This window comes from Streptomyces sp. NPDC033270, from assembly GCF_055576575.1.
Window position 1 is genome coordinate 125,866 of sequence record NZ_JBVIRA010000007.1, and the last position, 23,037, is coordinate 148,902.

General features: G+C 71.6%; 17 protein-coding genes. 3 read left to right on the forward strand and 14 right to left on the reverse strand.

Features of this window, described 5'->3' with window-relative positions:
• Positions 1-93 precede the first annotated feature (93 nt).
• The 8 genes from aroA to ACZ5XZ_RS13340 all read right to left on the reverse strand — a co-directional run bounded on the left by aroA (position 94) and on the right by ACZ5XZ_RS13340 (position 10,057).
• A complete protein-coding gene (gene aroA, locus ACZ5XZ_RS13305) occupies positions 94-1,485 on the reverse strand; it encodes a 3-phosphoshikimate 1-carboxyvinyltransferase (protein WP_468977256.1) in 1,392 nt (463 codons plus the stop codon).
• 50 nt (positions 1,486-1,535) lie between these two features.
• Entirely contained in the window at positions 1,536-2,285 is a 750-nt protein-coding gene (locus ACZ5XZ_RS13310; protein WP_468977259.1) for an iron-containing redox enzyme family protein, read from the reverse strand.
• 53 nt (positions 2,286-2,338) lie between these two features.
• A complete protein-coding gene (locus ACZ5XZ_RS13315) occupies positions 2,339-3,514 on the reverse strand; it encodes an NAD(P)-dependent malic enzyme (RefSeq protein WP_468977261.1) in 1,176 nt (391 codons plus the stop codon).
• The gene (locus ACZ5XZ_RS13320; RefSeq protein ID WP_468977263.1) at positions 3,498-4,814 is read right to left on the reverse strand and encodes an ATP-grasp domain-containing protein; all 1,317 of its coding nucleotides are present in this window, start codon (positions 4,812-4,814) and stop codon (positions 3,498-3,500) included. The genes ACZ5XZ_RS13315 and ACZ5XZ_RS13320 overlap by 17 nt, the downstream gene beginning before the upstream one ends.
• Positions 4,815-4,846: 32 nt before the next feature.
• Positions 4,847-5,953 carry a DUF1611 domain-containing protein gene (locus tag ACZ5XZ_RS13325; RefSeq protein ID WP_468977265.1) on the reverse strand — a complete coding sequence of 369 codons (1,107 nt, stop codon included), beginning with the start codon at positions 5,951-5,953 and terminating at the stop codon, positions 4,847-4,849.
• A 69-nt stretch (positions 5,954-6,022) separates the two neighbouring features.
• Complete coding sequence (locus ACZ5XZ_RS13330) at positions 6,023-7,264, reverse strand: ATP-grasp domain-containing protein (RefSeq protein WP_468977268.1); 1,242 nt, start codon at positions 7,262-7,264, stop codon at positions 6,023-6,025.
• A 247-nt stretch (positions 7,265-7,511) separates the two neighbouring features.
• Positions 7,512-8,825: an MFS transporter gene (locus ACZ5XZ_RS13335; RefSeq protein ID WP_468977271.1), complete on the reverse strand. Its 1,314-nt coding sequence runs from the start codon at positions 8,823-8,825 to the stop codon at positions 7,512-7,514.
• A 65-nt stretch (positions 8,826-8,890) separates the two neighbouring features.
• Entirely contained in the window at positions 8,891-10,057 is a 1,167-nt protein-coding gene (locus tag ACZ5XZ_RS13340; protein ID WP_468977273.1) for an acyl-CoA dehydrogenase family protein, read from the reverse strand.
• An 88-nt stretch (positions 10,058-10,145) separates the two neighbouring features.
• Between ACZ5XZ_RS13340 and ACZ5XZ_RS13345 the strand changes: the two genes are divergently transcribed.
• Positions 10,146-10,949 carry an alpha/beta fold hydrolase gene (locus ACZ5XZ_RS13345; RefSeq protein WP_399144436.1) on the forward strand — a complete coding sequence of 268 codons (804 nt, stop codon included), beginning with the start codon at positions 10,146-10,148 and terminating at the stop codon, positions 10,947-10,949.
• A gap of 727 nt (positions 10,950-11,676) precedes the next feature.
• Here the strand turns inward: ACZ5XZ_RS13345 and ACZ5XZ_RS13350 are convergent.
• From ACZ5XZ_RS13350 to ACZ5XZ_RS13365, 4 genes are all read right to left on the reverse strand, one after another.
• Positions 11,677-12,102, reverse strand: a complete 426-nt coding sequence (locus ACZ5XZ_RS13350; RefSeq protein ID WP_468977276.1) for a hypothetical protein — start codon at positions 12,100-12,102, stop codon at positions 11,677-11,679.
• 857 nt (positions 12,103-12,959) lie between these two features.
• Positions 12,960-13,805 (reverse strand): DUF4097 family beta strand repeat-containing protein, encoded by an 846-nt coding sequence (locus tag ACZ5XZ_RS13355; protein ID WP_468977277.1) that lies wholly within the window; start codon positions 13,803-13,805, stop codon positions 12,960-12,962.
• 88 nt (positions 13,806-13,893) lie between these two features.
• On the reverse strand, positions 13,894-14,412 hold the full coding sequence (locus ACZ5XZ_RS13360; protein ID WP_468977280.1) for a toxin-antitoxin system HicB family antitoxin: 519 nt from the start codon (positions 14,410-14,412) through the stop codon (positions 13,894-13,896).
• A 182-nt stretch (positions 14,413-14,594) separates the two neighbouring features.
• A complete protein-coding gene (locus ACZ5XZ_RS13365) occupies positions 14,595-17,723 on the reverse strand; it encodes an AfsR/SARP family transcriptional regulator (RefSeq protein ID WP_468977282.1) in 3,129 nt (1,042 codons plus the stop codon).
• Positions 17,724-17,963: 240 nt separating this feature from the next.
• Between ACZ5XZ_RS13365 and ACZ5XZ_RS13370 the strand changes: the two genes are divergently transcribed.
• Positions 17,964-19,208 (forward strand): cytochrome P450, encoded by a 1,245-nt coding sequence (locus tag ACZ5XZ_RS13370; protein WP_468977284.1) that lies wholly within the window; start codon positions 17,964-17,966, stop codon positions 19,206-19,208.
• Between the two features lie 52 nt (positions 19,209-19,260).
• On the opposite strand, the gene ACZ5XZ_RS13375 is transcribed toward ACZ5XZ_RS13370, so the two are convergent.
• Together ACZ5XZ_RS13375 and ACZ5XZ_RS13380 are read right to left on the reverse strand one after the other, a co-directional pair.
• Positions 19,261-20,634, reverse strand: a complete 1,374-nt coding sequence (locus ACZ5XZ_RS13375) for an alkaline phosphatase (RefSeq protein ID WP_468977285.1) — start codon at positions 20,632-20,634, stop codon at positions 19,261-19,263.
• A 245-nt stretch (positions 20,635-20,879) separates the two neighbouring features.
• Entirely contained in the window at positions 20,880-21,302 is a 423-nt protein-coding gene (locus ACZ5XZ_RS13380; RefSeq protein ID WP_468977288.1) for a hypothetical protein, read from the reverse strand.
• Between the two features lie 505 nt (positions 21,303-21,807).
• On the opposite strand from ACZ5XZ_RS13380, the gene ACZ5XZ_RS13385 reads away from it, so the two are divergent.
• Positions 21,808-22,911 carry a M24 family metallopeptidase gene (locus ACZ5XZ_RS13385; RefSeq protein WP_468977290.1) on the forward strand — a complete coding sequence of 368 codons (1,104 nt, stop codon included), beginning with the start codon at positions 21,808-21,810 and terminating at the stop codon, positions 22,909-22,911.
• Positions 22,912-23,037: the final 126 nt, after the last annotated feature.

Genomic DNA, 23,037 nt, shown 5'->3' on the forward strand with positions numbered 1-23,037 from the left:
TTTTTATTTTTGTGTGTTGTGGTGTGTTTTGTCGCCCTGTTCCCCCCCCCCCCCCCCCCCCCCCCCCCCCCCCCCCCCCCCCCCCACGACGGCTCAGGCGCCGCCGACCGGCACCGCGGCCGGGGCCCGGTGCGGGCCGGGCGGGGCGGGGGCGGCGTCCGGCCCGTCGACGGCGGAGGTGACGATGCCCGCCTTGGCGAACTCCTCGAAGAACGCGGGGAAGGAGAGCCGTACCTCCTCGGAGCCGGAGTAGAGGTTGGCGGACTCCATGCGCAGACCGGCCACGAACAGCGACATGAAGATGCGGTGGTCGCCCCAGTGGGAGAAGTCCACGCCGCCCGGGTACGTGGACCTGCCGCGCACCTCGAAGCCGTCGCAGACCCCGCGCTCGTACCGCGGCCGGATGTCTACGCCCGCCTTGGACAGTTCGCCGACCATGGCCTCGATGCGGGAGGCCTTGTGGAAGTGCGTCACCCGCGCTCCGGTGACCCGGAGGGTGCCGTCGACGTAGGCGCCGAGGGCGGCGAGGGTGGGCACGATGTTGGGGCAGTCGGTGGCGTCGATGTGGAAGTCGCCGCGCAGGCTGTCCGGCGGGGTGTCGACGGTCAGGGAGTCGGCCCCGCGGTCGAGCGTGGTGCGCACGCCGAGCCGCTCCAGGATCGGCACGATCGCCGACTCGCCCTGGGTGCTGGTGCCGTGGACGCCGGTGAAGACGGTACGGCCCGGGTAGAGCGCGGCGGCGGCGAGCAGGTACGAGGCGGAGGTGTAGTCCTCGTGGACGGCGACGTCCCGGGACCGGTAGAGCGAGGGCTCCACGCGGTAGCGCCGGTGGTCGTCGGAGACGGTGACCTCGATGCCCGCCTGTCGCAGGGTGTGCAGGGTCTGCTCGATGTACGACTTCGAGTGGACCCGGCCGGCCATCTCGACCTCCACCGGGCGTTCGGCGAACGGGGCGGCGAACAGGATGGCGGTGATGAACTGCGAGCTGACGTCGCCGGGCAGCCGGCAGACGCCGCCGGGGAGGCGCCCGCCCCAGTTGACGACGGGTGCGTTGCCCTCGCGGCAGACGGACTCGATGTCCGCGCCGAGGTCGCGCAGGGCGTCCAGGAGCGGGGACATGACCCGCTTGCACAGGGTCTCGTCGCCGGTCACGACGACCGGTGACGGCAGGACGGAGGCAAGCGCCGTCATCGTACGGAAGACGAGCCCGGAGCCGTCGGAGCGGATCACCGTCCGGCCGTCGTCCTTGAACTGCCCTCCGGTGCCGGTGATGTCGAGGTGTCCCTCGTGCTCGATGATCTCGGCGCCCAGCGCGCGGCAGGCGCGCTTCATGGTCTCGGTCTCCTCGCAGCGGAGGTCGTTGGTGATCCGCGAGCGCCCCTCGGCCAGGGTGCTCGCCAGGATCGCCCGCTGTGTCTCCGGCTTCGAGGCGGGGACGCGGAACGTCCCCGTGAAGCTGTCGATCGGTTCAACCCGTAGGCGCATGAGGTCTCCGCGTGCTGGTCCTGTCGTCGGCGTGGCCCGGGAGGTGCGGATCACGCGGCGGTCGCCGCGTGCTTGGCGACGGTGTCCTCGTAGATCTCGCGGAAGAACATGGCGAGGATCTCCTGGACGTCGTCGATGTACTTGAACACCTTCTGGAAGTCCTCCTCGCTGAAGATCAGCTGGTGGAGGATGTTCCACATCTCCTGGGAGTGGTCGTCGGTGGTGTCGACGTGGAGGTGGGCGGCCTGGCCCTTGACGTTCTCCTTGCCGAGCCGCTCCTGGAGGTTCTTGACGATGGCCGGCTGGAGCTTGGCCTGGGTGTACTCGACCAGGTAGTTGGACACGACCGGGGCGAGGGCCGACTCGTGCTCCAGGGCGTAGTAGAAGAAGCCCTCGAACAGGCGGGTGGAGAGGTACGGCTCGGTGCCGAGGATCTCCTCCTCGGTGATGCCGGCGGCCGCGGCGTCGCTGACGTACAGCTTGTCGTGGAGCATCTCGTCGGCCTGGTAGTGCGCGTAGTCGTGGGCCGCCTTGGGCGAGATCTGGGCGATCTTGTAGATGGCCTTGGACTGGCTGACCCGGGAGAGGCGGATCCGCCACACGTGCTCGATGAGGGTGCGGCGGTAGTACGCCTGGTGGAGCTCGGGGTCGGTCATGTGGGACGCGAAGGGGACGGTGGCCTTCCACTCCGCCATCTTCTTGTCCATGTAGCGGTCGAGCTCGGCCTTCTTCAGCCGGCTCTGCTCCTCGTTGTAGAACGGCTTCGGGTGGGTGATCCCGGTGTTCTGCACGCGGTTCATCACGTTCTCCTTCACGGGAGGATTCACGGGAGGATGGTGCTCGGGAGGGACGTTCACGGGAGGGTGGTGCTGCCGGGCACGACGGCGGCCTCGGCCACCGCCTTCGCCACGTGCGGGGCGACGCCGTCGAAGATGTCGGGCACGATCTGGCCGCGTCCGAGGGCCTCGTCGTCGACGAGGCCGGCGATCGCGCGGGCCGCGGCCACCTTCATCTCCTCGGTGATGCTCGGTACGCCCGCGTCGAAGGCGCCCCGGAAGATGCCGGGGTAGCACAGTCCGCAGTCGATCTGGTTCGGGAGGTCGCTGCGCCCGGTCGCGAGGATCGCGACGACGTCCTGCACCTCGTGGGGCAGGAACTCGGGGTGCGGGTTGGACAGGGCGAAGACGACCGGCCGGTCGGCCATGGTCCGCAGGTCCTCGGGATCGAGGACGCCGCGGCCGGCGAAGCCGACGAAGACGTCCGCGCCGGCCAGGACGGAGCGCAGCGGGCCCGTCTCCTGGTCCGGGTTGGTGTGGTCGGCGAACCACCGTTTGGCGTCCGTCAGGTCGGTGCGGCCCCGGTGCAGGGCGCCCTGCCGGTCACAGGGGACGATCCGCCGTACCCCGATGTTCATGAACAGTCGGGCCGTCGAGGTGCCGGCGGCTCCGGCGCCGGCGACGACCACCTTGAGCTCGCCGAGCTCTTTGCCGACCGCCTTGGCCGCGTTGATCAACGCCGCGGTCGCGGCGACGGCGGTGGCGTGCTGGTCGTCGTGGAGCACGGGGATGGAGAGCCGCTCGCGCAGCCGGTCCTCGATCTCGAAGCACCGCGGGGCGGCGATGTCCTCCAGCATGATGCCGCCGAAGGTCGGTTCGAGGTGGGCGACGGTGTCGACGATCGCGTCGACGTCCTGGGTGCCCAGGCACAGGGGGAAGGCGTCGATGCCGGCGAACTCCTTGAAGAGCAGCGCCTTGCCCTCCATGACCGGCAGGGCCGCCAGCGGGCCGAGGTCGCCCAGGCCGGAGACGGCGGAGCCGTCGGTGACGATGGCGATGGTGTTGCCGCGGATGGACCAGCGGTCGGCGGCGGCCGGGTCGCGGGCGATCCGCTCGGCGACCCGGGTGAAGCCGGGGGTGTAGACCCGCGCGAGGTCCTCGCGGTCGCGCAGCGGGACGGTGGCCCGGACCTCCAGCTTGCCGCCCACGTGCAGGTCGAGGATCGGGTCGTCGGGGTCAGCGGTAGCGGACATGGAAATGCTCCGTCGCGTGTCGGTCGAGGAAGGCGGTCTCGGCGTCGAGGTCGTCGGCCGCCACGTCCCACAGGGCGTCCATCAGGCAGATCGCCCGGTCGGAGGCGTCGAGCCGGGTGCCCTCCGCCACGTGCACGCGGAGGATCCGGGGCGGGCGGGTGGGCGGGTCGAAGCCGATCGCGTCGACGGTCCGCCCCTTCTCGCCGTACTTGCTGAGGAACACGGTCGCCCGGGTCGGCGCGCCGGTGCGCAGGGCCTCCAGCTGGGAGGCGTGGGTGAGCCGGTCGTGGAACGCGTCGCGTTCGCCGTCGGGCAGCAGCAGGGACTCGGTCCACAGGTCGAGCAGGGAGTGCCCGGTGACGGCCTGGACGCTGGCGTCGATGAGACTGCCGCCCATCCGGGGGTTGATCTCGATGATCTCCCAGCGCTTCTTCGACTCCCAGTACTTGACCTCGACGTGGAAGGCGCCGCCGGTCAGCCCGTGCTCCTCCAGCGCGGCGAAGCAGCGGGTGACGAAGTCCGCTCCCTCCAGGACGAGTTCGCGTCCGATGGTGGCGGGCGGGCTGACCGACATCCCCTCCAGGGTGGTCCGCTCCAGGCGTTCCACGCGGGCCTTCTCGTGGACGCACAGGTGGTGGACCCGCCCGTCGAGGACGAGGGTCTCGAAGCTGAACTCGGGGCCCTCGACGTACTCCTCGACGAGGAAGTCGTACCGGTCCATGAAGATCGCCTTCATGCGCCGGTCGGCCCGCATCTGCTCCTGGATCGCCGGCAGGTCCGCCAGGTCGCGCACGTCCTCGAGGACGAAGGCCGCGAAGGACGAGGCGCCGCGCACCGGCTTGACGAACCAGCGTGCCGAGGGGTCGAGTTCGGGCGTCACTTCCGGTGCGAGCCGACGGACCCGGACCTCGCTGAGCCCTTCGGCGAAGAGGAAGCGGCGCAGCTCGTACTTGTCGAGGCAGAGGCGCAACGCGGGCTCGGCGGAGTCGCGCGCGCCGAGCCGCTCGTTGAGCTCGGCCATCAGGAGCCGGTAGCCCTCGAAGGTGGCGAGGGCGGCCTCGACCCGGTAGCCGCGGTCGGCGAGTTCGCGCACGGCCTTCTCGACGTCGCCGAAACGCAGTTCGGGTTCCTCGGTGACCACGCAGTCCGCCAGGTGGCGGCGGCTCGCGTCCAGGGCCTCTGGGGTCTGCGGGCGGGAGCTGAGCGCGACCAGGGTCAGGCCCAGCCCGGCGGTGGCCGCGGCGGCCTCCTCGGTGAACGACTTTCCCTGGTGCATGAGGAGCAGGACCGCTCTCTTCACCTGTGCACCTCCTCGGTTTTCCGGGGCCGCACTCAGCGCCGCCGGACCGGCTGCCGGCCCGCGGTCTCGCGCTGGTGGGCGCGCAGGATGTCGACGAGCTGGGCGGCGCCGCCCTCGCGGACCGGGTCGAGGACCGGCAGTCCGGTCTCGGCCTGGAGCTTCTCGGCCTCGCGGCGGTAGTCCTCCTCGGTGAAGCCGGCGCTGTTGACGCTGACGGCGGCGACCTTGGCGGGCCGTTCGAAGACGGTGAGCTCCTCGTTCATGCGGATGAGCTCGGGGATGGGGATGATGGGTGTCTCCCAGACCTTGGTGCGCTCGGCGCCGAGGCGGTGGCAGAAGACCAGGGCGTGCGGCAGGGCGCCGTGCAGGATGGCGAGGGCGACACCGCTGGCCCCGATGTGGTTGAGGGAGCCCTGGCCTTCGACGACGACCCATTCGTTGCCGGCGGCGGCCTCCATGACGACCTGCTCGACGGCGCCGCCCATGAAGTCGCCGGGCACACCGTCGACGGCGACGCCGTGGCCGGAGATCATCATGCCGCTCTGGCCGGTGGCGGCGAACCCGGTGGAGATGCCGCGGCCGTTGGCCTCGTTCCAGATCTGCAGCGCGGCGGTCTTCTTGCCGATGTTGGAGTCGCTGCCGCAGGTGTGGATGATCCAGGTGTCCAGGTCGAGGACGCGGGCCTTGTTGAGCGGCACCGTCGGGGCGTCCTTGGTCTCCCAGACGGTGATGCCCTTCTCGCGGACGGCGCGGGCGATGTCCGGGTCGCTGGTGAGGCGGTAGTGGATGGAGTTGATCAGGTGGAGGCCGTTCTGGACGGCCGCGAGGAGGTGCGGCTTCCAGCCGGAGGGCAGTTGGGCGGAGTGCAGGCCCTTGCCGATGACCATGACCTCGGGGCGCAGGTGCAGGGCGTCCTCGACCCGGCCGACGATCGGGATCGAGCCGCCGTAGCCGAGGACGTCCTGGACGGTCCGACCGGCCTTGCGGCTGTCGACGACGGCGACGCAGCGGTCCCCGCGGTAGCGGATCAGTGATGCGGCGATCTTGCTCGTGAAGAGGCCGAAGCACCCCTCGGCGAACACCACGAAGTTCTTGTCGACCAGTTCCGCATGGTTCAACTGACCCACGTCTTCCTCCACGGACTCGATGGTTCGATTTCGGATGTACCAGATGGTTCGGACGGTCTGCGGCACGGTGTCCGGTGCGCTCTACGGGACGGGCTCCGCCGTCAGTCGGTAGCGGGCGCGCACCTGGCGCACGGCTTCCTCGATCTGCGCCTGCGTGCCGCCCCGGAAGAGGAAGCGGCCGCCCTGGAGCGTGGCGTACGAGCCCGGCCGGGAGACCAGGACCTCACCCGCCTCCGGCACCAACTCCCGGTACAAATAGGGCACTTCGCCGAGAAGGGGGGTGGCGGCGGTGACCTTCCGGGGAAGTGGCCTGGGGCCCGGGATCGTCAGCCAGCCGCCGCTCTGCTCCGGGTCGGAGACCGGCGGGTCGACCGGGCGGCCGAGCAGCACGTCGACCCACAGCCGGAACAGGTTCACGCCGTGGACGTCGTGGATGACGTAGGGAACGTCCGCGCCCGGCACCCGGGCGCCGACCTCGAGGAACACCAGCTCCTCGCCGGTGTCGAAGAGTTCGAGGTGGAAGGCCGAGCCGCGCAGGCCGAGCGCGGTCAGGCAGCGCAGGGCGAAGTCCTCGCACCGGGCGCGTACCGCGGGGTCCGTCTGGAAGACGGAGCCGAGCGGTTCGCCCAGCAGTTCGAAGTCCAGGCAGGTGGAGACGTAGCGCGAGGTGCACAGGAACAGCGGCTTGCCGGACGCGTCCAGGACGCCGTCGACGTGCAGGATCCCGCCCTGCACGAACTCCTCGATCTCGAGGTCGTGCAGGCTCCGCTCGGCGCACAGGGCCCGCAGCTCCTCGGCCGAGGCGATCTCGCGCACGCCCTGGCTGGAGGCCCCGCGTACCGGCTTGACGATCACGGGGTAGCCGAACGTGTCGGCGACCGCGAGGACCTGGTCCTCGGTGTGGCAGGGCGCCCAGCGCGGCACGCGGACGCCGGCCCGGGCGAGGGTCTCCTTCATGACGGTCTTGTCGCGGAACCGGGCGGTCTCCTCGGGTCCCGCGCCCGGGATGCCGTAGCGCTCGCGCAGGGTCGCCGCGAGGTCGAGGAGCAGTTCGGAGAAGCCGATGACATGGTCGAAGGGGCCTTCGTCGCGGACGACGGCGTCCAGGAGCCGCAGGACGCCGTCCAGGTCGTCGAAGTCCTCGAGGAGGTGGACGCGTTCGGCGTCAAAGGGCACTGCGCTGCGACCGCCCGCGTCGCAGACGTACGTGACGCGGTCGGTCTCCGGCAGGAAGAGGTCCTCGGGAGCGGCGAGGCTGTTCTCCCAGCGCCGCTCGTCATCGGGCCGGGGCCAGCGGTTCAAGAACAGGATGGTGCCCGACATGGGGATGTCCCCCTCACCGATCACGGGATGCATGGATATGCCCGGCCGGGGCGGCCGGTCGGCGACGACGGGTCTTCGGCCCGAAGGACGAACCCGAACCCGAACTCGAACCCTGGGAACGGCCCCCGCCGCGTTGCTCGCGCTGCCTCAGCCTCGCACGGGACCGGCGCGGCCAGAATAGGACCTAAGTCCCAGCGGTCCCTGGGCGTCGCGGGCTTGCGCGAGCACGCGGGAGTGTGCTGCCGGGTCAGCCCGGGGTGTGCGCGCGGGTGCGGTCGGACCAGTTCACGACGTGCGGCATGAGCTGGCCGACGACCAGGAAGAGGGCTCCCATGACCAGCCAGCCCGGCTCGCCCCAGCCGATGCAGACCAGACCGAGCAGCGGCGGGCCGATCGCGTTGGACAGCCCCTGGCCGATGCCGTACAGACCCGAGTACTGGCCCTGCGCGTGCGCCGGCGCGAGGCCGAAGGACAGCTCGAACGAGGCAGCGGTGTGCCAGAGTTCGCCGACGGTGTGCACGACCACGCCGAGCGCGACGACGACCACCGCGACCCATCCGGGCGCGCCGCCCGCCGCCGCGATGAGGGCGGTGGCGATGAGGAACGCCACCCCCGCGCGGCGCACCACCCGGCCGGCCGCCCGGTTGGAGTCGATGCCGCGGCTGGCCCGCACCTGCAGGCAGACCACGAGGGCGGTGTTGACCGCCACGCTCGCGCCGACGAACCACCGCGGCGCCTCGGTGTGCCCGATGATCCACAGCGGCAGGGCGAAGATCAGCACCTGGGTCTGGATGGACATGATGCCGTCGAGGGCGGTGAGCACCACGTACGGCTTGTCCTTCAGGGCGAGCCAACGCCCGCTCTCTTCGGGGACGTTGACCGGTGGTACGGGCGGGATGCGGGAGGCGATGGCCGCGCAGACCAGGAACGCGACGGCGTTGCCCAGGATGAGGCTCACGTACGCGGTCCGGGTGTCCAGCTGGACGACGACGCCGGCCGCGAGGGCGCCGCAGCCGGCGGCGATGTTGTTGAGGGCCCGCAGGTAGGAGCGGTAGCGGGTGGGGTTCGGGGCGCCCACGGCGCGGGTCAGCGGTCCGCGGGCGGCCGTGCCGGCCGAGTTGGCGAGCTCGGCCACGCACATGGCGGCGATCAGCCACGGGAAGGTGTGCACGAACACCAGCGCTGCCACGGCGAGGGCCTGCACGACGACCGCGATCCGGTAGACCTCGCGCGGGCCGCGCCGGTCGGCCAGGTGCCCCACGGGGATGCCGGCGACGAGGCCGATCAGGGCGGCGGCGCCCAGGGCGAGTCCGACCTGGGCGACCGGGATGCCGACGGAGCGGGTGAAGAAGAGCGCGGCCCCGGCCATGAAGAGGCCCTTGCCGATCATGTTGATGAAGGTGGCGGCGGCGAGGACGCGTTTGGGGCCCGTCTCGGGTATCAGGCCGCGGGCCACCAGCCAGGCCGGTAACCCTCCTCCGGGGCCTTCCCCGGCCGCCGCCTCGGCTTTTCCGGCGTGGCCGTCCCGTTCGTTGTGTCGGCGCTGTTCGCTGGTGTCCACTGGCTGTCCCTCCGGCTGCTGGATGGGTGGCCACCGTGGTGGTGGCCGGGTGTGCTCGGGTGCCCTCAGGCGTCGAGGCCCCCGCGCCTGACGAGCTGCGCGGCGATCACGTTCCGCTGGATCTCGTTGGTCCCCTCGCCGACGATCATCAGCGGTGCGTCGCGGAAGTAGCGCTCGACGTCGAACTCCGTGGAGTAGCCGTAGCCGCCGTGGATCCGTACGGCGTCGAGGGCGATCCGCATCGCGGTCTCGGAGGCGAACAGCTTCGCCATGCCGGCCTCCATGTCGATCCGGCGGCCCGCGTCGGCTTCGCGGGCAGCGTACAGCGTGAGCTGTCGGGCGGCGGTCAGCGAAGTGGCCATGTCGGCGAGGTAGTTGCCGATGGACTGGTGCTGCCAGATCGGCTTGCCGAAGGACTCGCGGGCCTGGGCGTAGGCGAGGGCGTCCTCGAGGGCGGCCCGGCCGACGCCGAGCGCGCGGGCGGCGACCTGCAGCCGTCCGGCCTCCAAACCCTTCATCATCTGACCGAAGCCCCGGCCCTCCGCGCCGCCGAGCAGGGCTCCGGCCGGTGCGCGGTGGCCGTCGAAGGAGAGCTCGCAGCTCTCGACGCCCTTGTAGCCGAGCGTGGGCAGGTCGCGGGAGACGGTGAGGCCGGGGCCGTGCTCGACGAGCAGGATCGACATGCCGTGGTGGGCGGGGCGGGCGTCGGGGTCGGTCTTGCACAGCAGGGCGATCAGGTCCGAGTGGCGCGCGTTGGTGATCCACATCTTGGCGCCGTCGACGACGTATCCGTCGGCGTCGCGGCGGGCGACGGTGCGCATGGCCTGGAGGTCGGAGCCGCCTCCGGGTTCGGTGAGGGCCATGGTGGCCCGCAGTTCGCCGGTGGCCATCCGGGGGAGGTAGCGGCGCTTCTGCTCCTCGGTGCCGTAGTGCAGCAGCAGTTTGGCGACGACGGTGTGGCCGCCCATGGCGCCGGCCAGGCTCATCCAGCCGCGGGCGAGTTCCTCGGTGACGAGGACGTAGCAGGGAGTGGAGACGGGGGTGCCGCCGTATGGCTCGGGGACGGCGAGGCCGAAGACGCCGAGCCGTTTCATGCCCTCGATCAGGGCCTCGGGGTACGTGTCGGAGTGCTCGAACTCCCGGGCGACGGGCCGCACCTCCTTGTCGACGAACTCGTGGACGGTGCCGACGACCAGCCGTTCCTCGTCGGACAGGATGTCGAGAACGCTCATGCCGTGCTCCTCCTCGGACTACCGTCAGGGGGACTTCATGACACCACGCACCGCCCGCGCGCCCCGTGCGCCCGTTCCGAGGACGTCCATGACCGAGCACGACCGGCCGGCCCCGGCGTTCGCCCGCGCGCAGGACGGCACCGCCCTGGCGTACCAGCGCCACGGGGAGGGGCCCCCGCTGGTGCTGCTCGCCGGGCAGGCGAACGACCACCACTGGTGGGACGGTGTGCGCGAGGACTTCCACGCCGTGCGCTCCACCGTCACCCTGGACCTGCGCGGCACCGGCGACAGCGACAAGCCCGAGGGCCCGTACTCCACCCGGCAGTTCGCCGACGACGTCGTCGCGGTCCTGGACGCGCTCGGGATCGCGCGCGCCGACGTGTACGGCACCTCGATGGGCGGCCGGGTCGCGCAGTGGATCGCGATCCGCCACCCGGAGCGGGTCCGCCGGCTGGTCCTGGGCTGCACATCCCCGGGCGGTCCGCACGCCGTGGAACGCGACGCGTCGGTACGGCGGTCCCTCGCGCAGCCGGACGCGGAGGCGGTACGCCGGGTGCTGGCCGACCTGATGTACTCGCCCGCCTGGCGGGCCGCGCACCCCGGCCCCTACCGCACCCTCGGCGACCCGCGGATGCCGGCCCACGCGCGCCGCGGCCATCTCGTCGCCAGCAACGAACACGACGCCTGGGACGAACTGCCGCGTGTCGCGGCACCCACCCTGGTCCTCCACGGCGACCAGGACCGGCTGACCCCGCCGGACAACCTCCCGCTGCTCGCCTCCCGTATCCCCGGTGCCCGCACCCACCTCTTCCCCGGCGCCCGGCACGCCTACTTCGAGGAGTGCCGGGACGAGGCGGGGAAGCTGGTGCGGACGTTCCTCGAGGAGGGATGACGGTGACCGGCGGCACCCCGCCGCCCATCGGAGCGTACGTCGAGGGTTGGGCCCCCTCGCCCCTCACGGCCCGTGATCCGCTGCCCGCCGCGCCGGTGGCGGCCCCGTCGGCGGTGCTCGACCTGCCCGGCCCCGTCGCGGAGGCGGGCGAACCGCTGCCGCCCCTGTGGCACTGGCCGTACTTCCTCGACCGGCGGGCGGTCTGGCCGGACGCCCGTCGACGGCGTGGCCTTCGAGGACGGCGCCGAGACCGGGGCCGGTGGAGACGAGGAGCCCGGCGGGGCCGCCGGCGGGGAACGCCAGGGCGCGAGCCGGATCCGGCGCTGTCGGCGCTCGGTGGCGCCGATGGCGGTGACTTCAGGACTTGCTGCTTCGCTTCAGCCCCTGTTCGGCAATGGTCGGTAGCAGCAACTCGTGACATCCACCGCTGACATCGACAACGGTGGACGGCAGCGGCCCGCAGCGTCCCTACGCGGCATCGGCCCGCCAACTGGAGCCATCGTCAAGGCTCCCGGGGCATGCGAAAGGGGCCCGCTTCTGGCGGGCCCCTTGGGGGTGGCGTTGTCGGCAGCGTGCGCTAGCCCTGTCCGGCCGATCTTCTCGGGGCAGCGACGACAGCTGCGGCGTCTCGCTGAGTCGTCGGAGCCGCCCGAGTACGCCCAGTACGAGGACGATCCTTCGCCGTGCTCCTCAGCTCACTTCCCCCTCGTTGTCCTGTGCTGCCTCGTCAGCAGCCCGGGAACGTCGCCGGCGGGGTCTCGAAGGTCCCTTGCCCCTGGACCTTGATCAGGCCAACGGCGCTCTTGCAGGGCCAGCTCATCTTCCACGTGTTAGTGGCCCGGTCGCCGTCGCTGATGGTCTCCAGCCCGGCGTACGACGATGAACCGTTCATGCGATACCCGAGCTGCGCCTTGATATTCGAGCCACCCTTTTTGGTGTAGATGACATCGATGGACTGGGGCCGGCTGTCCATGACGATGCAGAGTTGGCCCTTGCTCAAGGTGGTGCACTTGACATGGTCCGACCCTGACGCCACTTTCTGCGACGCGTGGGTGGGCGTCGCCTCGGCTCCAGCCGCGTGAGCCGGAACAGTGAGAAGCGAGAAACCGACGGCCGCACACGCGGCGGCTGCCAGTGAGGTACGACGAATCATGGAGAACCCCCCGTTCAGTAGTTGATCTGACGGTACAAAGGATCAATCACTGGTACGACCCAATTTCGGACAACCTTCCGCCTTGTTCGAGCCGAAGGCATGAGGGTTGTCGCATGCGACCGTGAGTCCCCTGACGTGGCCGTGAAGCCGGAACGATGGCGTCGGGATCCGGCAGGGCCGAGGAGGTCGCAACGCCCGGATCCTGAACCCGGCTGAGATGCCCCCTTGACTGGAAGGCCGACCTTGCGGCTCCACGACCGTCGCCGACATGAGGACATGTCCTAGTCGGTCGACTCCGGCCGAGCGGACACAGGGCGCCTTCCGGCAGCCGCGCATCCACGCGATGCGCAACGTCGATGTCCGGACGCCTCCTCGATGAACTCGGCCTGAGCAAGCCGGTCATGCCCGGCCACCAGGCTTTCAGCTCGTCCGACGCGCGCGCGTACCGTTCGTCGGTGTCGCCCCCCTCCTGCTCACGGCGAGGGCGGCGGGGCCCCGACCGCGAACGTCTCGTCGTCGGCGAGGCGCCCCAATCTCGCGGGTCCGGCGCTGGTGACATGACGTCGGCGAGGGCGTCGCGGTCGGCGAGCATGTCGTCGACGGCGTTGCCGGTCTGCGGCCATGATCCGCCGTCGCCGAGGAGTCGGACCTCATCTCCGGATTGTGGAGCGTCCGCCGAGCCCCGTTTCGGGAGTGCTGGCGAAGGGGACCTATCCGGCCTCGGGCTCCTCGTCCGGGGACGTTTGCGTGCGCGGTGTGTGAGCGGAGGGGGAGCTGGGCGGCGTCCGGCTGTGGATTTCGGGCCGCGTAGTTGGTGGGTGAGAGTGCGGGTGAGGGGGAGTCGGCAGGGTCCGTGATCAGGGCTTGGCGCGGAGGATGTCGATGTCGCCGTGGCGGGTGCGGGCGCGGACCTCGACGCTGTCTCCGGCCTCCTCGGGGGCCTCGGAGGCGGTGAGTGCGTTGCGTACCTGTCCGGAGCCCGAGCTGACGTCGAGCCAGGCGGCGCTGCCCTCGCGGATGCCGACCTCGATGGCGCCGTAGGAGGTCTCCAACTGGACGGTTCCGCGGGCCACATCGGCCGCGCGCACGGTGCCGTGGGCGGTGGTCGCGGCGACCGAGCTCTCGGCGCGTGCGATGTCGATGTCCCCGTGGCCGCCGCGCACCCGCAGCTCGCCGGTCACGGCGCCGACGGTCGTCGTACCGTGCGAGTTCTTCAGGACGGCGGAGCCGTTGACGGTGCCGACGCGCAGGCTGCCGGTGCTGGTGGTGATCTCGGCCGTGCCCTCGACCTGGTCCACGGTGATCGAGCCGTGCGCCGCGGTCAGATGCAGCGGTCCGGTGGTGTCGAGGCGGGTGTCACCGGACGAGGTCTTCACACGGACCTCGCCGAGCCGGCCCTCGCCGAGCACCTGGGCCCAGGCGCCGGTCATGTCGATGCGCGAGCCCGCGGGCAGTTCGACCGTCACATCGACGGTGCCGGGGCGGCGAAGCGAATTGCGCTGCTTGGGGGTCCTGACGGTCAGGTTGCCGCTTGCGTAGGTGACTTCGGCCTGCTCGGCGGCCCGTACGTCCCGGTCCTGCTTCGGGTTGCGGGGCCGCACCTCCACGACGGTGTCGAGGCGGTCGCTCGCGGTGAAGTGGATGGAGCCGGCCTCCACGTGGGCGGTGACGGCGATCGGTTCGGGGGAGTCGAAAGAAGGCATGGCTGTACCGTCCTCTTGGGTCCTGGTGGCGTCCCTGCTGGTGGGACGTGGTGTGGGTGAGGTGGCGCGGGCGCGGGGCCGGTCGCGGCTAGTGCACCCAGCCCGTGAAGCTCTGTCCGACGGTGTGGCTCTTGCCCGCCGTGCCGCGCGGCTGCGTGCCGCCGGTGACCGCGGCGGACACGGCGCGCACCAGCCACGCGTTGACCGACAGGCCCTCGCGGCTCGCGGCCTCCTCGGCGCGCGCCTTGAGGTGGGCCGGCAGGCGCAGATTGACGCGGGCGGTGCCGCCCTCGTCGCCTTCGGCGGGTGCCGGGGCCTTGAGCGGTTCGGCGGGGGCGGTGGGCGCTTCCGCGGGGCCGCCGCCGGGGGGCGGTGTCACCACGAAGTCGGGGTCCAGTCCGCGCAGCCGTACGTCGACCGAGCCGGGGGCGAGTTCGCGGGTGATCTCGTCCATCGCGGCGGAGAGCACATTGAGCATGGTCAGGCGGGTCGCCGACTCCAGGGGAGCGGTGAGCCGCTCGGCCAGCTCGCGGGCTTCTTCTCCGCCGGCTTCGGCGGCCACCGCGAGTTCGCGGCGCAGGGTGTCGACATACGGCGTGAGGTCCATGACGTCATTATGGCGCCATGGTGGTGTCATGTGCAAGCCCGGGTGGCGTCCGGAGTTGAGCCATTGCGGCGCCATGTGTGTTCATGCGCTTGTGGGGTGCGAAATGGCGCCGGGTGGCGTCAGGTGATGCCACGTGATGCCACGTGATGCCACGTGACGTCGCGCGGCACCGGCCCGCCCCTTCACCGAGCGAGGGCGGCCGCCGCCACCGCGCGCCACCCCGTGCGCGCGCCCTCCCGCGTGGCCTCGGTGAACCGGGCGTCGCCGAGGCCATGTCGCGCGGCACGCTCGATGCGGGCCACATCCGGTTGGGAACGGTCCGGCAGGCCGCGTACACCGGCGCTCGCCGCCAGTAGCCGTGCGGCCTGCTCGTGGTGTCCGCCACGCAGCGCCAGGTCCGCGATGCCGACGAGCACCTGCGCGATCAGGGGCGCGTGCCCCGCCTCGGACGCCGCATGGAAGGCCGCGAGGCGGTGTGCGCGGGCCTCGTCGAGATCCTCGGCCAGGTAGCCGAGCAGGTCCTGGATCCCCGCGCGGACGTTGGCCCGCTCGGCGTCGTCGCCCAGTATCGCCGTCACGGCGTCGAGTTGCCGGTGCGCCTGCTCGGCGTCGCCGCTCCAGCGCGCGAGCGCCGCCTTGGCCAGGGCCAGTTCGGCCAGCGCATTCGGCCAGGCGGCCCGTTCCGCGGACCGCTGCGCCTCGGCCATCGCGGCCGCGCTGGACTCCTCGTCGCCCAGCAGCCAGTACAACTGGGCCTGCCGCGACCGCATCGGCGCCACGTCCTCGACGGCACCGACCTCGGTGACGACCGCGATCGCCTGGTCGTAGTACGCGCACGCACCGGCGAACTCGCCGCGCATGGCGATGCGATTCGCCAGCTCGGTCAGGGCGAACGACATCCCCCACCGCTCGCCGAGCGCGCGGAACTCGGCGAGCGCCGCCTGGAGATACGCGTCCGCCTCCCGGCCGCCGTGACCGAGCATGATCCGCATCTTGCCGAGGTGCAGCCGGGCAAGGGCACGTACCCAGGGATCCTCGTCGGTGAGCAGCGCCTCGAACGCGGGCAGGGACGCGTCCGGCGCCCGCAGCATCCGTTCCAGCGGGGCGACGAACCCCAGCGCCGGGTGACGGCCCCGCACCCGCCGGCTGAGGTCGTAGGCCCTGCGGATCCACTCCTCCGCCCGGTACTGGTCACCCAGCCCGGAGGTCACGTACATGACGACGAACGCGTACACCACGGCCCGGATCTCGTCGGCCACCTCGCCGGGCAGGGCGATGGCCGCCATGATCAGCTCATGGCCCTCGGCCTTGTGCCGGCCGAGCCACCAGTACCAGCCGGCGGCCGCCGCGAGCCGCATCGCCCCCAGCGCCTCGCCGGCCGCCAGCGCACCGCGCATCGCCGCGGCGATGTTGTCGTGCTCCACCTCGAGCGCGGCAAGCCATTCCAGCTGCTCGGCGCGGCGAAGATGCGGCTCCGCGGTCTCGGCGAGTTCGGTGAAGTACGCCAGATGCGCACGGCGCGCGAGATCCGTCTCCCCCGCCTCCGCGAGCCGGTGCCCGGCGTACTCCTTGATCGTGCCGAGCGACCGGTAGCGGGGCGCCCGGTCGCCCTCGGCGAGCACCAGCGACTTCTCGGTCAGCGCGGTCAGCAACTCCAGTACCTGCCCCGCCTCGACCGCATCGCCCGCGCAGACCCGCTCGGCCGCTTCCAGGCTCGCACCACCGGAGAACACCGAGAGCCTGCGCAGCACCGTCCGTTCGGCGTCGGTGAGCAGTTCCCAGCTCCAGTCGATCACCGCACGCAGCGTCCGGTGCCGCGGCAGCGCGGTACGGCTGCCGCCGGTCAGCAGACGGAACCGGTCGTCGAGCCGATGGGCGAGCTGGTCGAGGGACATGGTGCGCAATCTGGCCGCGGCGAGCTCGATCGCCAGGGGCATACCGTCCAGCGCCCGGCAGACGCGCGCCATGGCCGTCAAGGTGCGGGCGTCGGCCGCGAGGTCCGTGCGCACCGCGCCGGCCCGGTCCTGCAGCAGCCGGACGGCCGGCGAGGACGCGATCCGGCCGGGGTCGGCGTCCCGCGCGGGGAGGGCCAACGGCGCGACCGGCCACAGCGCCTCACCGGTGATGCCCAGCGGCTCCCTGCTCGTCGCGAGGATCCGCAGCCGCCGGCACTCCCCGAGCACCCGATGGGCGAACACCGCCGCGGACTCGATCACATGCTCGCAGTTGTCCAGGATCAGCAGGGCGTCCCGCTCGCGGATCGCGGCGATGAGCCGGTCCACCAGCTCCGCGTGGGGTGCCCCGCCGAGCAGGGCGTCGCGCAGGCCCAGTCCGGCCAGCGCCGCCTGCGCCACATCGCCGTCCGCGCCGAGCGCGGCGAGCTCCACCACCCAGGCCCCGTCCGGCAGGTCGTCGAGCAGCGTGCGCGCGGTCTCCGTGGCCAGCCTGGTCTTCCCCGAACCGCCGGGCCCGATCACGGTGGTGAGCCGGTGCCCGGCCATCAGCGCGCGGACCGCCGCGACATCGGCGTCCTTGCCGACGAAGCTGGTCAGTTCGGCCCGCAAGTTGGTTCTGCGGTCCTCCTCCGGCCGTCCCAACTCGCCTCGTAGCAGCGCGACATGCAGAGCCGACAGCTCCGGCGAGGGGTCGACGCCCAGCGCGTTGGCCAGGGTCTCCCTCGTACGCTGAAACACCAGCAGCGCCTCGCTGTCGCGACCGGACGCGACGAGGGCACGCATCAGCGCGGCGACCAGCCGTTCCCGCACCGGATGCGCGGCCACCAGGTCGGTCAGCTCCGTCACCAGCTTCACGCCGTGGCCGAGGCCGATCTCCGCATCGAACCGATCCTCCATGGCAGTCAGGCGCAGCGCCTCAAGCCGGGTGACCGCCGCGTCGAACGCCGCACTGCCCTGCACACCGACGTCCTGCATGGCCGCACCGCGCCACAACGCCAGCGCCTCGCGCAGCCGCCGCGGATCGTCGTCGTCGCGGGCCCGGCCGACGAGGCGTTCGAACCGCACGGCGTCGACGGCGTCGGGTCCCACCGCCAACCGGTAGCCGTTGGGCTGCCCCTCGACCGACCCCTCCGGCAGCGCCTTCCGCAGCCGGGAGACCAGGCGCTGCAAGGCGTTCGCCGCGTCGGCGGGCGGGCGCTCACCCCAGATCCAGTCGACGAGCGCCGCCTTCGAGACCACCTGGCCCGGTGCGAGCGCGAGGGCGGTCAGCAGTCCGCGCAACCGGGCGCCCGGCACGTCGGCCAGGACGCCGTCATCCGTGCGAACCTCGAACGAACCGAGCATCCCGATCTGCACCCGGACGATTTTGCCACGGGCCGGGGGAGGGCCCAGGGCGGCACCATCTCCCCGGCCGTGCCCGGGGCTTGGCCGGTGTCAGAGCCGTGTCAGCCGTATGTCAGGTCCATCGGGGATCGTGACCGCAACAACCGCCGCGAGTGGCCGCAACTACCGCCGCGAGTGGCCGCCACGAACCGCCGCGAGGGGCCGTAACCACCGCCCCGAGTGGCCGCGACAACCGCCGCGAAAGGAACCCCGATGTCTCGGAAGAACCAGATGGCTCCCGTCCCGCAGGGCCTCCCCATGGAGCGCGACGCGGGCCCCTTCGACCCGCCCCGTGACCTCACCCGGCTGCGCGAGACCCGCCCGGTCAGCCCCATGGCCTTCCCCGACGGCCACCAGGGCTGGCTCGTCACCGGCTACGACGCGGTCCGCCAGCTCATGGCCGACACCCGCTTCAGCTCCCGCCAGGACCTCGGCGTCCTCCACCTGCCGTACGAGACCCCCGGCATGCCCGTCATCACCGAACCGTCCCCGCAGGTCCCGGGCCTGTTCGTCGCCATGGACCCGCCCGACCACACCCGGCTGCGACGCAAGCTCACCGGCGCCTTCACCGTCAAACGCATGAAGATGCTCGAAGAGCGCATCAGCGACATCGTCGAACGGCAACTGGACGAGATGGCACGCCTCGCCCCACCGGTCGACCTGGTCAAGGAGTTCGCGCTGCCGGTGCCCTCACTGGTGATCTGCGAACTGCTCGGCGTCCCCTACGAAGACCGCGACACCTTCCAGACCCACTCCGCCAAGTTCATGGCCAAGGACCAGGCGTTCGAGGAGAAGATGGCCGCGTACGGCGCCATGAACGGCTACCTCGCCGAACTGGTCACCCGCAAACGCGCCACCCCCGGCGAGGACATCCTGTCCGACCTGGCCCGCCACGACGACCTCACCATCGAGGAACTCACCGGCATCGCCTTCCTGCTGCTGCTCGCCGGCCACGAGACCACCGCCAACATGCTGGCACTGGGCACCTTCGCGCTCCTGGAGCACCCCGAGCAGCTCGCCGAACTGCGCGCCGACCCGGGCCTGTTCCCCGACGCCGTCGAGGAACTCATGCGCTACCTGTCCGTCGCCGACATCTTCTACCGCTACGCCACCGAAGACCTCGAACTCGGCGGGGAAACCATCGGCAAGGGATCGACCGTCGTCGTCTCACTGCTGGCCGCCAACCGCGACCCACGGCGCTTCGAAAACCCCGACACCCTGGACATCCACCGCAAGGCCCGCGGCCACACGTCCTTCGGCCACGGCATCCACCAGTGCCTGGGCCAGCAGCTCGCCCGCATCGAGATGCGCGCCGGCTTCGCCGGACTGCTGCGCCGCTTCCCCACCCTCCAGCTCGCCGTCCCCGCCGAAGAGGTGCGCCTGCGGACCGACATGAACATCTACGGTGTCCACGAACTGCCGGTCACCTGGACGCAAACGGCCCCGATGACGGCATGAGGAGGGGAGGGTCGGTGAGTCCCGACCCTCCCCCCACATCCGTCGACAGCGGTCAGCGCAGCCGCAGCGCCTTGCGGAGGGTGGTGAAGAGGCCGGTCTGGTCGGTGACGCCCAGGACCCGGTACGCCTGCGGGCCCTGCGCGGCGATCCGCACCTCGGTGCCGGTGTGCTCCTGCGACTGGCCCGGCGTGTTGGTCGAGTAGTTGACCTTCAGCCGGCCGCCCTCATCGGTGACGAGGGTGGAGGACAGGCCGGGCGGGTTGGCCTCCAGCGGCACGATCTGGCTGGAGTGGCCGTGGTCGGCAGTGGTGACCACCAACGTGTCGGGGTGCTTGGCGGCGTAGTCGCGGGCCACCTTCACGGCCCGGTCGAAGGCCGCGGTCTCACCGATCTGGCCGCAGGGGTCGGCGGCGTGGTCCTGCTTGTCGATCGAAGCGCCCTCGATCTGGAGGAAGAAGCCCTGGTCCCGGCCCTGGCCGCGCTTCGACTTCTGCTTGTTCTCCAGCAGCTGGATCGCCTTGGTGGCCTGCTCGTCCAGGGCCGGGGTCCCGGCGGTGCGCTGCGCGTTGCTGGTGGTGCAGCGCTGCGGGTCCGTGCCGCCGACGGCCGCGGGCTTGCCGGTCCACTCGACGGGGACGGTGCCCGGCGCGAACAGCCCGAGGACCGGCCTGCCGCCCTCGACGTCCTTGAGGCCCTGCTTGTCGGTGACGATCTGGTAGCCGAGCTTGCGCGCCTGGTCCGCCACCGTCAGGCCCTTGTACGGGCCTTGGGTGATCTTCTGGTCGAAGCGCTGCTTCCCGCCGCCCAGCAGCACGTCCACCTTGTGGTTGACGCTCTGCTCGGCGATCGAGCCGGGGCCGCCCTCGGCGATCGTGTCGGCCGCGCACTTGGCCATGTCGGCCGGGCCCTGGCAGCTGCGGTCGCTGACGTGGGAGGCGAGCACGGCCGGTGTGGCGTCGGTCAGTTCGGCGGTGGTGACCGACCCGGTGGCGTAACCGTTCTTCTGCGCCAGCTCCAGGATCGTCGGCAGCGCCTTGTCGGTGTCCGGCGTCTTGGAGATACGGCCGTTGACCGTCTTGTGCCCGGTGGCCCAACCGCTGCCGCTGGCCGCGGAGTCGGTGACGTAGTCCGGCTTGCCGTTCTTGTCGACCGCGTACGTCGTGTACGCGCCGGTCAGCGGGAACTTGTCCATGTGGAGCCGGCCCGCGGCGCCCACGGTGTAGTTCCGCGCCAGCGTGATCTCCGAGTCGCCCATCCCGTCACCGATCAGCAGGATGACGTTCTTCGCCTTGCCACCCTGGATCGCGCGCGCCGCCTGCTCCTTGGGGCCGAACGCGGCCGCTCCCGCGGGGATGGCCACACCGGTGGCGAGCAGCACCGCGGCGCCGGTTATGGCGCGGCGGCGGGACAGGCGCAGTCTTCGCATGAAATCTCCTCGTCTACGACCGGCTGTCGCCGGACGCTCGCAGCTCACCAGGGGCGGGTGAACAGCGCATGGCCTGCCGGTGGCGCACGGCCCACGGGCGGATGCCGCACGGTGGGGAGGAGTTGACGGCGCGAGGGCTCGGGGACACAAGGGAGCGAGGAGGCAAGGGGCGAGGAGGCAAGGGGGCGAGGGAGCGAGGGAGCGAGGAACGAGGGCACCGGTCCCCCCGGCTTGACGGCGCTTCGTCAGCGGGGCCACTTCTCCGGGGTGCTGCTGGTGACCACGTGGCAGACGGCGGGCTTGCCGGGGCCGGGGGACCGGCCCGTGGCGACGACTCGGACGCCGTCGAGCAGGATGCGGCAGGAGACGGTCCCCTTCCCGGTCGGGGTGACCTCCACGCGCGCTTCCTCGCCGGTGTTGACGAGGGCCTCCGTGCTCCAGGGCAGCTTGGTGGGGCCCAGCGTTACGTCCTTGTGGTCGGGCTTGTGCTGGTCCGGGTTGTGTCGGTAGCTCACCGCGGCGGCCCGGGGGTCGCCGCCGGAGGACGTGGCCTCGTACGTGAGGTACCAGGCGTTTCCGCCTCGCCACTTCTTGATCTCGGTCACGTTGTTCTTGGCCCACAGCATCCCGCCGAGGATGAGGGCCGCGACCGCCACGAAGATGATCACGAAAAGCGCGTCGCCCCGGCGGCGGCGAGACGGCTGGTGCGGTGGTGCCATGGTGACCTCGGCCTGTTTCTGTGCCCTGTCGTGCTGCCCTGTCGTGCTGCCCTGTCCGTGCTGCACGGTCCGTGCTGGCTTCTCCGTGCTGCGCGGTCCGTGCCGCGTGGCGCTGACTGCGCTGTGGCGCGCGGCTTCCTTGCTCTCCGGGCAACCGTACTCAGGGTGACCACGGCGAGTAGTCGACCCGCCGACCGATCTCCTTCTCCCCCTCTGGTCGCACGCGCCCGGCACGAAGGACGCCTGAAGGATGACCGGCGAAGGCCGGGAGCGGGTGGCGGGAGCGGGTGGCGGGAGGGGGCCGGGAGTGGGGCGCCTCCGGGGTGGGTGGGCTCGGGACGGGACCGAAGAGGCGTTTGTGGTGGCACTGGAGGGGTGAAGAGGCCCGGGGACGACCTTTTCTGACGGGACGTCCGCCGGGCGTCGGCGTAAGTTCACGAGCATGGTGACTTCGATGACCCAAGAGGACTACGAGCGGCGTATGGAGCGGGCGGGCCAGGCCGCCGCCGAGGCGGGCCTGGCCGGGCTGGTGGTGACGCCGGGGCCGGATCTGACGTGGCTGTGCGGCTACCGGCCGCCCGCGGTCACGGAGCGGCTGACCGCCCTGGTGATCGCGCCGGGGCAGCGCTCGCGGCTGCTGGTGCCCCTGTTGGAGCGGCCGGACGCGGACCGTTCCACCGGGGGCGGGGCGATGGAGGTGTCCGGGTGGAGCGACGGCTCGGATCCGTACGCGGAGATCGCCAAGTGGATCGAGCCGCAGGGGCGTTACGGGGTGTCCGACGCGACCTGGGCGCTGCATCTGCTGGGGCTGCAGCGGTCGCTTCCGGGGAGCGCGTACGCCGCGCTGACGGAGGTGCTGCCGATGCTGCGTGCCGTCAAGGATGCCCACGAGGTGGCGCGGCTGGCCGCGGCCGGGGCCGCCGCCGACGCGACGTACGAGGAGATCCTCAGGGTGCGCTTCGCCGGGCGTCGGGAGTCGGAGGTGGCCGCCGACCTCTCGCGGCTGCTGATCGAGCACGGGCACAGCCAGGTGGACTTCACGGTCGTCGGGTCGGGCCCCAACGGCGCCGATCCGCACCATGAGGCGGGGGAGCGGGTCATCGAGGACGGCGACATGGTCGTGCTCGACTTCGGCGGGCTGAAGGACGGATACGGCTCGGACACGACGCGGACCGTGCACGTAGGCGAGCCGGGCGCCGAGGAGCGCAAGGTGCACGACATCGTGCGCGAGGCGCAGCAGGCGGCCTTCGAGGCGGTACGGCCGGGCGTCGCGTGCCAGGACATCGACCGGGTGGCCCGGAGGGTGATCAAGGCGGCGGGGTACGGCGAGTACTTCATCCACCGGACCGGGCACGGCATCGGGGTGACCACGCATGAGCCGCCGTACCTGGTGGAGGGCGAGCATCTGCCGCTCGTACCGGGGATGTGCTTCTCGATCGAGCCGGGCATCTATCTGCCGGGGAGGTTCGGGGTGCGGATCGAGGACATCGTGACGTGCACGGACGCGGGCGGTCGGCGGCTGAACGAGACGGCGCGGGAGATGGCGGTGGTGCACTAGCAGTAGGAGGCCCCGGGTTCCGGCTCTCCGGGTTTGAGACCCGAAGCCCGAGGCTCGAGGCCTGAAGCCTGAAGCCCGGGGCCTGAGGCCCCGGGGACCGGAGCTGAAGCCCCCAGGGCGCGGGGC